Below are 12627 nucleotides of genomic sequence, written 5' to 3'. Positions count from 1 at the left end.
TGATGATATAGCTGTAATTAGTCTAGTAATATGAATTGATTTTTAGATGTTGAGAAATTAAATAATGAAGATGAAAATAAACCCAGCTTATGAAAAAGAACTAGTATTGATTATTTTATACAGTTCTCTTTTCTTTATCGTTGTCGCAATAGTTTTAATTGTCTTTTTCTACTACTCTCGAAAGAAGATTATCCAGAAGGAGGTAGAGAAAAGAAATTTAGTGATTCAACATCAAAGAGAGCAGTTACGAGCTGTAATTATTACTCAGGAAGAAGAACGAAAACGAATTGCTCAAGATCTACACGATGATATTAGTTCTAAACTGAACATTGTTTCTTTAAATAGCTACTTGTTGAATACTCCCAATTTATTGGAGAATGAAATTTCAGAAATCACGAACAACATTATTGATTTGGTAGGTAAAGCATTGGAGAATACCAGAAGGATTGCCCATGATTTATTACCTCCAGTCTTTGATCAGTTTGGTCTTAATGCTGGTGTTGAAGAATTGTGTTTAGAATTTAATAGCAGTAAAGCCGTACAGGTTATTTACAAAAATGAAGTGGAGTTTGATAAAAATGATAATGACAGACATCTGCATGTTTTTAGGATTTTACAGGAGCTAATGAATAATTCTTTGCGCCATGGTAAAGCTAAAAACATTAGCGTTTTATTCGAAAGTAAAAACGGAGGTGTTAGTTGTAATTATTCTGATGACGGTCTTGGTTTTGATGTGAATTCCCAAGAAAATAAAAATGGACTTGGAATGAAAAATATTGAAAGTAGAGTGGATTTGTTAAACGGAATGATAACCTTTGAATCAGAATTAAATAAAGGAATACAGGTTGTTTTTAATTTTTAAACTATGGATAATCGTATTAAAATAATGTTAGTTGACGATGAAGTTCTTTTTAGGAAAGGAATCTCCTTTCTTTTAGGCAGGGAAGAGAATATCGATATCATTCAGGAAGCTTCTAATGGGGCTGAACTTATCAGTTTCTTGAACGAAAATGAGAGTCATCCTGACATTATTATTATGGATTTAAAAATGCCTTTATTAAATGGTATTGAAGCAACTAAAATTTTACACAAGGAGTTTCCGGAAATTAAAATTATAGCATTGACTAGCTACGACACTCCCTCTTTTGTAGCGAATATGATTAATGTGGGTGCAGTATCTTATTTGGTTAAGAACACGACTCCTCAAGAACTCTTGAAAACCATTAAGGAAGTTGCGTTAAAAGGTTTTTATTATAATGAAAAGGTTCTTAAGGTAATTAAAGAAATAGACTCTAGTTCTAAAAACAATAAAAGTATGCTGGATAGTAACTTTATTACTACTAGGGAAATAGAAGTGCTGCAATTAATTTGTGAGCAAAAGACTAATCTGGAGATTGGCGAAATGCTTTTTATAAGCCCAAGAACTGTTGAAGGGCACAGAAACAATTTACTGCTTAAGACGGGGTCAAAAAATAGTGCGGGATTAGTCGTTTATGCGATGCAAAATGATATTGTCGTTATTGAATAAGGGATAATTCAGTTTAAATTGGGCAATTTTGTATGTTTCGGTATTATTGCATTATATATTGAATTGAAAGTACATAAAAAGTTATAATAGTGATTACTAATAGTAAAAGTGCTATTTTCTGTACTAATTTTAAGCTTTTGAAAGGGTTTTTTTCTTCATCAGGGTTCATAAAGACGTTTTTTTTATTTGTGGTTTCCAAATTTAATACTTGTGCTTAATATGGATATACGTATTTATACCTGTTTTGGTTTTCTTTCAAGATATGCATTTATGGTAATGTAGATTTTTGTTTTTTCTCTCCACATTTTTCAATTTTAGCCCTGAATTACTAGTCCAAATAACAGTTCTTTTCTGTGATTTCGATTTTGGCTGTTGTAACAATTGCTGATCTGTAGCTTTGCTATCATTAATAATTTCATTTGTAGAATATGAAATTATTTTCAACTTTGGAAAACACTAATTTATAATTCAAATTATCAACAATTACGCAAGAAGAAAATTTATGGACAAAACATAAAAAACAATAATAAATGTAATTAGGAATATGGCAGCTATTTTTTTAATAATGCTTAAACCATTAAGTGTATTGGAATTGTTGTTATTATTCATGGTGGTTTTTCTTTAGTATTAATAATAAGATAAACAAATCTAAGAATTACAATAAAGATGTATGCGAGTGTTTTTACGTGTTTTTTTATTGATTCATAAATTATTTATAACTCAATTAGTTTTTAAATCTAGTTTAGGTAATTTAAACCTTTTCCTTTTCTATCTTTGATATAAAATAGTTTCAAATGCTGTCTAAAACTTATGTGTGTTTCTTTTTCTTGTTAATTACAATGGGTACAAAAGCTTCTTTTATTTTGTTGCCAATGGATGAAAACACACAACAAAACCATCTGAAAGCTTATGGTGTTACATTTTGGTGTTTAGAAAAAAACTACAAAGCCAGTTGGTTACTAAATTATCGTGGTGGATCATTTTTATTACCAGATGTGTCAGAAATAAGGAAGGAATGCCAGATTCGCGGTGTGAGTTTTGAGATTCTTTCGGATAATGAAGAAGAAAGGATTCTTACTGAAATAGCAAGTCCTTCACAAAATATGGAATCGGTAATTCTTGAAAAAGCACCAAAAATTGCCGTTTATACTCCAAAAGGGAAACATCCATGGGATGATGCAGTGACCTTGGTATTAACTTATGCTGAAATTCCATTTACGGCAATTTATGATGAGGAAGTTTTAAGTGACCAATTACTACTTTATGACTGGCTGCATTTACATCATGAAGATTTTACAGGCCAGTACGGAAAGTTTTTTGGAGCTTACAGAAATGTACCTTGGTATATAGAGCAAAAAAAGGAAGCAGAAGAGTTAGCCAGTAGTTTAGGATATGAAAAGGTTTCTCAAGAAAAGGGAGCTGTAGCTAAAAAAATTAGAGATTTTGTCATTGGAGGCGGCTTCATGTTTGCCATGTGTTCTGCAACTGACAGTTTTGATATTGCTCTGGCCGCTGATGGAATTGATATTTGTGAACCTATGTTTGATGGCGATCAAAGTGATGCCAATTATCAGTCAAAGATGAATTATTCAAATTCATTTGCCTTTAAGGATTTTATATTGGAAAGAAGCCCAGAAAAATATGAGTTTTCAGATATTGATATGACGGAAAAAAGAAGAATTCCAATGGAAAAGGATTATTTTACCTTGATGGAGTTTTCTGCTAAATGGGATCCTATTCCTAGTATGCTATGTCAAAATCATACCCAATTAGTAAAGGGTTTTATGGGACAGACTACTTCTTTTGAGTCATCTTTAATAAAATCCAACGTTTTGATTATGGGAAGCTGCGAACTTAATGGGGAAGCACGTTATATTCACGGTGAAAAGGGCAAAGGAATGTTTACTTTTTTTGGAGGACACGATCCCGAAGATTTTCAGCATCACGTGGGTGATAGTCCCACCGTTTTGGATTTGCATTCTAATTCCCCAGGTTATAGGCTAATACTAAACAATGTTTTGTTTCCAGCTGCCAGAAAGAAAAAACAAAAAACTTAAAGGTAGAATCACTACCATCATTCAACATCCAATATTCAATTTTATTGAACAAATGAACTTTACAACGATTTTACAGGAAATAGAACAAGAGTCAAATACATTTTCAACTACGGGGAATGTAACTACGACGATACCAGAATTAGCTAAAGTGAGTCCAAACAAATTTGGAATTCATCTTACAACTATAGAAGGTGAAGATTTTGGGATAGGAGATAGCGTTGAGAAATTTTCTATTCAAAGTATATCTAAAGCATTAACCGTGGCATTAGCTTTTTCTTTTTTGGATGAAAAAATATGGAAAAGAGTAGGAGTGGAACCTTCAGGAAGTGCTTTTAATTCCCTAATACAATTAGAGTATGAAAAAGGAATCCCAAGAAACCCGTTTATTAATTCAGGTGCTATTGTCATAGCTGACATGTTAGTTTCATGTTTGAATAATCCAAAGGAGGATTTTCTTGAATATATAAGGGTAATTTCAGGAAGTCCAACAATCAATTTCAATTTGGCTGTAGCCCAATCAGAGAAGGATACTCGTTTTAGGAATGCGGCTTTAGCGAATTTTTTGAAGTCTTTTGGAAATATAGAAAATGATGTTGATGAAGTTTTGGATTTTTATTTTCATCAATGTTCGATAGAAATGACTTGCAAAGAGTTGGCACATTCTTTTTTCTTCTTTGCCAATGAAGGAAAAACTAAAGAAGGAAAACAAATTTTGACCAAAAGTCAAGTGAAGAGACTAAATGCATTAATGCAGACCTGTGGTTTTTATGATGAGTCAGGTGAATTTACTTATAAAGTGGGGTTGCCTGGGAAAAGCGGAATCGGTGGAGGCATCGTTGCTTTGTATCCTAAAAATTTTGTAGTTGCCACCTGGTCTCCCAAATTAAACAAAAAAGGAAATTCAGAATTGGGAATGCACGCCTTAGAATTATTGACTACAAAAACGGGGATGTCTGTTTTTTAAGAGAATTTAATTCAATGCAAATTCAAACCACACAGGAATATGATCTGATATTTTTCGGGCTTCTTTCAGTGAATTAAAGTTTTTATAAAAGGAAATAATCCCTGAATTCAGGTTTTTGATTTTCGTAGTTTTATAATACATATTATCATACTCAGATGCAAGACATTTATTGTTCTTGCATTTTTGTTTGAGTGAGGTTTTTTGACCAACTAAAACTGATTGATATCCCATCTTTTTTAATGGATTGAAAACGGTATGGGATTGGGGACAATTAAAATCTCCTGCAAAAATCAGATTTAAAGTAGGATATACTTCTGGTAAGTATTTGAAATATTTGATTTCACGCTCAGGCTGTTTGCTTTTGGGTAAAGCATGATAATTTACTACGGTAAATTGTTTGTTTTGATATTGAAACGTGCAGTAATAGGGCTCTCTTTCTATCTCCATATGGAATTTTTTTTCAAGCCATGCACGACCTATTTTTTTAAGTTTGGCAGTTTTCCAAATAAAAGCATACCGTTCTTTTTTATATGAACTACCACTGGTTGGATCACTAATAACATAATCCCATTTGGCTCCTTTTCGATTTAGTTCATCCGCTAATTTTGCGACTGCTTGGGAACCGCCATATCCTGCTACCACTTCTTGGAGAGCAATGATGTCGTATTCACGTACTGTTTCTACAATGAATGCTATTTCAGTTGCGGACTTTGATTTACCAAGATTTTCTATATTCCAAGATAAAAGTTTTGTTTGAGCATAAAAAACGGAGCAAAAAAGAAGAAATAATATCGAAAGTAACTTTTTCATTTATGGGGGAAAATAAGGACAAAATATCCCGCAACTTAGTGAAAATTTTAGGATAATTAGAGATAAATTCTGGAAGAGTAAATTATAGTCAAACGCAAAATAATCAGTGTTTTTAATAGAATATTAATTTTTGATTGTCGAGTTGAGTTGCGCTTTGGAAAGAAATAATTAATTATGGTCTAATTTTAATTGATATTCATATCCTTTTATGTCAGTTGCAGTTAGTATGTTGTGACTAGTACGCTCTGCTATAACTTCGATTCCTTTTGCGTCATTGCCACGGATCATTCCTATTCCTAGTTTACCGTCGATTGTGATTGTTCCAAAGACTATATTTCCCTCTTCATCTGTACCATGCACATGGTAATTATTTTCTGTTTTTTTTAAGAGCTCTTTATTGATTTCATATTCAAATAATGAATCAATAACACTTTTACTGTGTTCTGGCAGAAATTGGTGGTCTTGATTCAAAGATTGAGTTTCAGTTTGCTCTATCTCTTTTGTACTATTGTCATTTTTACATGAAAATAAGACTATTGATAGACTTAGGATGATTACGCTAATTGGTTTTATGTTATCACTCATTGCATCTGTTTTTGCAAAAATATAGGTATCTAAGCTGATATGCTTACGGTAAACCTCATTTATGGAATAAATAATGTTTTTTATTTTGAATCACAATCTGTAATAGTATTATACGATAACTAGAATTCGTTGTCAGTACGGATTGCGAAATGGATAATTATTTGTTTCGTTTGGGATTTAATTGAACGTTTATATAGAAAAAACGAGTTGATTAGAGCTTTCTATTTTACTTTTATAAATTTTTTTTCGAACATCATTTACAAAATCGATAGAATCATTTTTTGATTTTAAGGGTACTCGTTTTTTGATGGTTATTCCATTTTTTAGATTTATCTTCATACCATATCGCTTGTGTTTATTCATTTTTGCTATAGTTACTAGAATAAATAAAGACGAGATAATTAAAATGAGGTTTGCTTGTAAGTAGAAAACAGCAAAAATAGTACTAACTGTAAACAGCATAATTATTAGAAATTCATAGATAGGGTTGATTTTGTTGACGGTGATAAAAATATCTTTTAAGTCCGAAATCAATATCTCATCTTTCATACCAGTTTTATAAAAGATATCAAGTTGATCATTATTAATAATAATGCGATCTATTTTTGTGTTAAAGTACATTACGTAGTTTGTTAGGGATTCTTTTGTGTTTTTTTTATAAGAATTGAATGTGCTATTAGCTTAGTTTTTGTTTGACTCTTTCACACATTCTTATTTGTTCATGAATTTTTTTATTAAAATGTAAACTATGCATGCTACTCCTATAAATAGAACCGTTATTTCGGTCAGTAACAATATGTCAAATTCAAATATGGATTGCAGTTTCATAGGTTGTATTTGTTAGATATTGCAAACGTACTCTCAATAAATCACATTAGTTTACGGAAAACCGCATTGGACGTAAATTAAATCGGAATGTCTTTAAAGTAAGTCGGACTATAATTAAAATTATGGTGTTTCTTGCGGTAGTAATAGAGTAGGGGATACAGCTATGTATGGATAAATAGCTGTGTGGAGTATATAGTTAACTTTAAAAACAGAGTTACTCATAAGAAGCACTTTCTAATTTGGTATTGATTTTTAAAAACCTTTTGATTTGTTTTTTGGTTAAAACGGATTTGTCTTCTGCGTTCTTAATACGTTCAGCTAATAGCTCAGATTTGATTTTCATGTAAGGGTATTTCGCCAATGAAATAGGATTGCCTTTTAATGACTTTTTATAATGTTTGATGTATTCTTTTACATAATTATTATAATCATCAAGACGTGTCGTCCATTTTGCGGTTTTAAGATCATTTTTTATCTCTTCTATTGTAATGAATATTGTGTCGTTATTTTCCATATCTGATTATGTACATAAAGTTAAAATCGACGCAAACATAGATACATTAAACACGAGTTCCTTACGGGAAACCGTAATGCAGAAAATAAATGGATCCCTAAGGATGGAGAAGTGCTAAAATGACTTCATTTTCCTGTTTTGACGGAAAAAAATGAAGGTTTTATAGTAGTCCTAAATCTTTCGATATAGCAATAAGATGTACATTGTTATTAGCTTTGAAGTAAACTTTAAGTTTGTTGATGCGTTTCTCTATACTGCTACTGCCGTTTGGTATAATTCCAGAGTTTTTAAGTTCCAAAGAAATCTCATCTAGAATATAGCCTTTAGAAAGCAACTTTAATAATGTGATGTCATAGGGTTCAATTTCTACTAATGATTTGTCTCTCAAAACATGTTGCCATTCATCAGACAGGATTTTTTCATCAGTGGAATAAATACTTTGAATCGCTTTCTGAAGTTGCGGAATACTGTTTCTGCCTTTTGATACATAGGCATTAATTCCTAAGTTGTTAAAAAGAGATTTTATTCTATATGATTTATCTTCAATCGAAAATACAATTGTTTTAATATCTGGTTGTATTTTTTTTACGGCTTCAATAAGCTCATCACCACAAGTTAATTTGTTCTCTCTGTGGTCAATTTTGAATGACAAATCACTAATTAAAAGATCGTATGGACCTCGTCTCGTAGTGCCTTTTTTATTTTCAATAAAGCATCATCACAGTATCGTGCATGATGTATCTCAGTAATAGAGAGCTCAGTTAATGCTAGCTCGACAGCGTTGCTGATACTATCTAAATCTTCGGCTATTAGAATTTTTTTAAACATGAGTCCGCTGGTATATTTTAAAAATGAGTTTTGTATTGAGTTTTTTATCAGATTTAATACCAAAAGTAATGGTTACTTTAATAGAATGAATACGGTTTTCCACATTTTGGAAAACAATTTACTATTTTTAAAATAAAGTCGACTAAAAGCTCATTGTTAGTGCGTTTTAAAAGATATAGTTTTGTCTCTTTTTGGTGTTTGACTAAGGTTTCTTGGTGAATAGGATTATGACTATTTCAGGTCGGGACAATATAGAAACAAAAAACCCCAATCTTTCGAATGGGGTTTCTTTATAAGTAAGTAAGCTAAATTGAGTTGATAAAACGTTTATTTTACTTTATTAAGTACAGCTTTGAAAGCTTCAGGGTGGTTCATAGCTAAATCTGCAAGAACTTTACGGTTCAATTCGATGTTATGCTTTTTCACTTTACCCATGAATTGTGAGTAAGACATTCCTTCTAATCTAGCTCCAGCGTTGATACGTTGAATCCATAATGCACGGAAATTTCTTTTGTTCACTTTTCTGTCACGGTAAGCGTAGCACATTGCTTTCTCTACCGCATTCTTAGCTACTGTCCAAACGTTTTTACGTCTACCAAAGTATCCTTTGGCTAGCTTCATTATTTTTTTTCTTCTTGCTCTTTTTGCAACTGAATTTACCGATCTTGGCATAATTTTATTGTTTTTTTGTAGCAGGCGTCCCGAATTGAATCAAGAGAACTTAAAGGCCATACTCCAAGGTTATTTTAAATTTTTTTAACCTAAAGAATTTCTTTAGTCAAATGTTTTAAAAGTTAAATGTCAAAAGTCATGTGACTCTGAGACTTAATAACTTTAAGACTTAAGACTAATTATATAATTCTTAATTGTTGTTTGATGCTTTTCATATCTGATTTGTGAACTAGCGCTGAATGTGTCAAAGCTAATTTACGTTTTTTAGATTTTTTAGTCAAGATGTGACTTTTAAAAGCATGCTTTCTTTTAATCTTTCCAGAACCAGTAACTTTAAAACGTTTCTTGGCGCTAGATTTGGTTTTCATTTTAGGCATTTTTTCCTAGTATTTTAATTTATTCTTACTTACTTATTTTTCAGCTCTCGATCTCTTTCCAAAGGGAAGGGATCTAGAGTGTATATATATCCTTCTTAATTTCCCCTTCGGGGCTTAAAGGATTATTTCTTCTTCTTAGGAGCAATGAACATAATCATTCTCTTTCCTTCTAGAACTGGCATAGCTTCCACTTTACCAAATTCCTCTAAATCCGTAGCTAATCTTAATAATAAGATTTGACCTTGATCTTTATAGATAATAGAACGTCCTTTAAAGAATACAAAAGCTTTTAGCTTAGCACCTTCTTTTAGGAATTTTTCAGCATTCTTTCTTTTAAACTCATAATCATGCTCATCAGTTTGAGGACCAAAACGAATCTCTTTTACAGTTACCTGTGTAGATTTTGCTTTTAAGATTTTATCACGTTTCTTTTGTTCGTAAACAAATTTCTTGTAATCCATAATCTTACATACTGGCGGTTCAGCATTTGGTGAAATTTCAACTAAATCTAGTTCAAATTGATCCGCTAAACGCAAAGCTTCTGAAAGTTTAAAAACTCCAGGCTCTATGTTTTCACCTACAAGACGTACTTCTTGTATACCACGAATGTTATTATTGATTCTGTGGGCATCCTTTTTTTCTACGCGAGGTTGGTAACCTCTGTTGCTTCTTATTGCTATGACTTTATAATTTAAGTTAAACTGTAAATACTTTTAATGTTTTTTTAATCTCTTCATCAACAATAGCGGCAAATTCCTCTATTGTGATTGTGATATTACCTTTTCCTTCTTGTCCGTGACGACGGATAGAAATGGTGCCGTTTTTCTCTTCTTCTTCTCCTACAATCAGCATAAACGGGATCTTTTGCATTTCAGCATCCCTGATTTTCTTCCCAATCGTTTCGTTTCGGTTGTCAATCGTGGCGCGAATTTCGTGATTTTCTAGCAAATCTAAAACTTTTTTGGCATATATTTCATATTTCTCGCTTAAAGACAATATAATAGCCTGTTCCGGCATCAACCAGAGTGGGAAATTTCCCGCAGTATGTTCAAGCAAGATTGCTATAAATCGTTCCATTGAACCAAAAGGTGCTCTATGGATCATAACCGGTCTATGTAATTCGTTATCAGATCCTTTGTAAGTCAAATCAAAACGTTCTGGTAGGTTGTAATCTACCTGAATAGTACCTAATTGCCATTGTCTGCCTAAAGCATCTTTAACCATGAAATCCAACTTCGGACCATAGAAAGCTGCTTCGCCATATTCTATTACGGTATTCAATCCTTTATCGGCAGCGGCATTGATAATTGCATTTTCTGCTTTCTCCCAGTTTTCATCTGTTCCTATATACTTTTCTCTGTTCTCTTTATCTCTAAGTGAAATCTGAGCAGTAAAGTTTTCAAATCCTAATGAACCAAATACATATAGTACTAGGTCAATTACTTTTTTAAACTCTTCGTCCAGTTGTTCTGGAGTACAAAAAATATGTGCATCATCCTGAGTAAACCCTCGTACACGTGTTAATCCGTGTAGCTCTCCACTTTGCTCATATCTGTAAACAGTACCAAATTCAGCGTAACGCTTTGGTAAATCTTTGTATGACCATGGTCTTACATTATATATCTCACAGTGATGAGGGCAGTTCATAGGTTTCAATAAAAACTCTTCTCCTTCGTGTGGAGTGCTTATTGGCTGAAAACTATCTGCTCCATACTTAGCGTAATGCCCAGAGGTCACATATAATTCTTTTTGACCAATATGCGGAGTAACCACTTGCTCATAACCCGCTTTTTTCTGTGCTTTCTTCAAGAATTGCTCTAAACGCTCTCTCAAAGCAGCTCCTTTAGGTAGCCATAATGGTAAACCTTGACCTACTTTTGCTGAGAAAGCAAACAACTCCAATTCTTTTCCTAGTTTTCTATGGTCACGTCTTTTTGCTTCTTCAAGCAATAATAAGTATTCCGTTAGATCCTTTTGTTTTGGGAACGAAGTTCCGTAGACACGAGTCAGCTGTTTGTTCTTTTCATCACCGCGCCAGTAAGCTCCAGCAACACTCATGATTTTCATCGCTTTGATTATTCCTGTATTCGGAATGTGACCACCGCGACATAAGTCAGTAAAAGTATCATGGTCACAAAACGTGATTGTTCCATCTTCAAGATTAGAAATCATCTCTGTTTTATAAACATTGTCCTTATATAGCTCTAATGCATCTGCTTTAGAAACAGGACGTAACTTGAATTCGTGTTTTCCTCTCGAAATTTCAAGAACACGATCTTCTATTTTTTTAAAATCAGCATCAGTGATTTTTTGGTCCTCAAAATCTACGTCATAATAAAACCCGTTCGAAATTGCAGGCCCAAGGGTTAATTTGATGCCAGGATACATTTCTTCAAGAACCTGTGCCATGACATGCGAAGTTGAGTGCCAAAAAGCTTTCTTTCCGTTTTCGTCATTCCAGGTGTATAATATAAGACTGCCATCCGTAGTCAAAGGAGTTGTGGTTTCAACTGTTGTACCATTAAAAGATGCCGAAATTACATTTCTGGCAAACCCTTCACTAATGCTTTTAGCAACTTCCATAGGAGTTACGTCTGACGCGAACTCTTTAACTGACCCATCGGGCAAAGTAATCTTAATCATTGTTTGTTAATTTAAGAATGCAAATATAGTCCATTACAAAAACAGATACAATATATATGCAAGGTTTGTTGTATATATAGGTAGGAAATCAGTTTGTATACTTTTCTTGTAAAATTTTCGGGAGCTGTATCCTGCTATTTACTTCAATCTTATATGCCGAACCCCGGCATATAAGGATTTTCGCTTCTATCAGGGCTAGGTAGTCGCTTTCAAAAAGATGTTTTGGCTTTTGAGTTGCAGCAAAGTCTCTTTACTATATAGGAGTACCTTCAAAAGGACGTCAATATTAACAAAGCTTCCAGCCTTTAAAAAGCTGGAAACTTTGTTAATTGGGGTAAAGGCGTAGTAAACTCGGGAAAAACATGGGACTTTCTTCCGTAAAGTCTCTCTTTCCTTCCGAGAGGGATGGGGAGAGGAAAAAAAACCGCCTTCAATAGTCAGGATTCCAGTAACTTAAAATAAGGGTTGAGAAAAAGACAAAAAAAGGTTAGTAAAAAGATTGATTTATTCAATAAAGGTGGTACTTTTGCACCCGCAACAACGCAGACGTTCTTACTTATTTAATGGAAAACAAAACTTAAAAATTAGAGTAATTTAATTAAAAAAAAGTGTTGTGAGAAATAAAACAAGTAATTATCTTTGCCGACCCGAAAGGGATCAAGTTCTTTAATATATTGAGTAAGTGAAACACGGGAAACTGGGTTTATTTAGAAGAAAAGCAGAAATGAAAGTTTCTTAAAAAACTTTTAAAAAACACTTGCGAGATTAAAAAGAAGTTGTACTTTTGCACCCGCTTCGAGAAACACGCTAAGTGTTGCAAC

Annotated in this window: 12 protein-coding genes and 1 pseudogene; 4 read left to right on the top strand and 9 right to left on the bottom strand. The window is 32.8% G+C overall.

The genetic code is table 11. The features are described 5' to 3' along the window. Nucleotides 1-70 precede the first annotated feature (70 nt). From BLV91_RS16175 to BLV91_RS16155, 4 genes are all read left to right on the top strand, one after another. A complete protein-coding gene (locus BLV91_RS16175; RefSeq protein ID WP_091435149.1) occupies nucleotides 71-862 on the top strand; it encodes a sensor histidine kinase in 792 nt (263 codons plus the stop codon). Between the two features lie 3 nt (nucleotides 863-865). Further along, nucleotides 866-1528 carry a response regulator transcription factor gene (locus BLV91_RS16170; protein WP_175514030.1) on the top strand — a complete coding sequence of 221 codons (663 nt, stop codon included), beginning with the start codon at nucleotides 866-868 and terminating at the stop codon, nucleotides 1526-1528. Between the two features lie 839 nt (nucleotides 1529-2367). Beyond that, nucleotides 2368-3585 (top strand): asparagine synthetase B, encoded by a 1218-nt coding sequence (locus tag BLV91_RS16160; protein ID WP_175514032.1) that lies wholly within the window; start codon nucleotides 2368-2370, stop codon nucleotides 3583-3585. A 52-nt stretch (nucleotides 3586-3637) separates the two neighbouring features. Then, nucleotides 3638-4549, top strand: a complete 912-nt coding sequence (locus BLV91_RS16155) for a glutaminase (protein ID WP_091435179.1) — start codon at nucleotides 3638-3640, stop codon at nucleotides 4547-4549. Nucleotides 4550-4555: 6 nt separating this feature from the next. Here the strand turns inward: BLV91_RS16155 and BLV91_RS16150 are convergent, their stop codons facing one another. The 9 genes and pseudogenes from BLV91_RS16150 to thrS form a co-directional block, all read right to left on the bottom strand. After that, the gene (locus BLV91_RS16150) at nucleotides 4556-5359 is read right to left on the bottom strand and encodes an endonuclease/exonuclease/phosphatase family protein (RefSeq protein WP_091435144.1); all 804 of its coding nucleotides are present in this window, start codon (nucleotides 5357-5359) and stop codon (nucleotides 4556-4558) included. 168 nt (nucleotides 5360-5527) lie between these two features. Next, the gene (locus BLV91_RS16145) at nucleotides 5528-5944 is read right to left on the bottom strand and encodes a hypothetical protein (RefSeq protein WP_091435142.1); all 417 of its coding nucleotides are present in this window, start codon (nucleotides 5942-5944) and stop codon (nucleotides 5528-5530) included. A 189-nt stretch (nucleotides 5945-6133) separates the two neighbouring features. Then, nucleotides 6134-6565, bottom strand: a complete 432-nt coding sequence (locus BLV91_RS16140) for a hypothetical protein (protein ID WP_091435140.1) — start codon at nucleotides 6563-6565, stop codon at nucleotides 6134-6136. Nucleotides 6566-6986: 421 nt separating this feature from the next. Then, nucleotides 6987-7286, bottom strand: a complete 300-nt coding sequence (locus BLV91_RS16135; protein WP_091435138.1) for a hypothetical protein — start codon at nucleotides 7284-7286, stop codon at nucleotides 6987-6989. A 160-nt stretch (nucleotides 7287-7446) separates the two neighbouring features. Next, a pseudogene (locus tag BLV91_RS16130) lies at nucleotides 7447-8114 on the bottom strand (response regulator transcription factor). A gap of 327 nt (nucleotides 8115-8441) precedes the next feature. Further along, nucleotides 8442-8786, bottom strand: coding sequence for a 50S ribosomal protein L20 (gene rplT / locus BLV91_RS16125; protein ID WP_007136183.1), 345 nt, complete (start codon nucleotides 8784-8786; stop codon nucleotides 8442-8444). Between the two features lie 179 nt (nucleotides 8787-8965). Continuing rightward, the gene (gene rpmI / locus BLV91_RS16120) at nucleotides 8966-9163 is read right to left on the bottom strand and encodes a 50S ribosomal protein L35 (RefSeq protein WP_007136182.1); all 198 of its coding nucleotides are present in this window, start codon (nucleotides 9161-9163) and stop codon (nucleotides 8966-8968) included. A gap of 122 nt (nucleotides 9164-9285) precedes the next feature. After that, complete coding sequence (gene infC, locus BLV91_RS16115; protein WP_394331846.1) at nucleotides 9286-9843, bottom strand: translation initiation factor IF-3; 558 nt, start codon at nucleotides 9841-9843, stop codon at nucleotides 9286-9288. A 16-nt stretch (nucleotides 9844-9859) separates the two neighbouring features. Continuing rightward, on the bottom strand, nucleotides 9860-11806 hold the full coding sequence (gene thrS, locus BLV91_RS16110; protein WP_091435136.1) for a threonine--tRNA ligase: 1947 nt from the start codon (nucleotides 11804-11806) through the stop codon (nucleotides 9860-9862). Between the last annotated feature and the right edge of the window lie 821 nt (nucleotides 11807-12627).

The organism is Flavobacterium degerlachei (genome assembly GCF_900106645.1).
Taxonomy (GTDB): Bacteria; Bacteroidota; Bacteroidia; order Flavobacteriales; family Flavobacteriaceae; genus Flavobacterium; species Flavobacterium degerlachei.
Note: the sequence above shows the minus strand (reverse complement) of the source record. Positions and strands in the feature narration are given on the sequence as shown.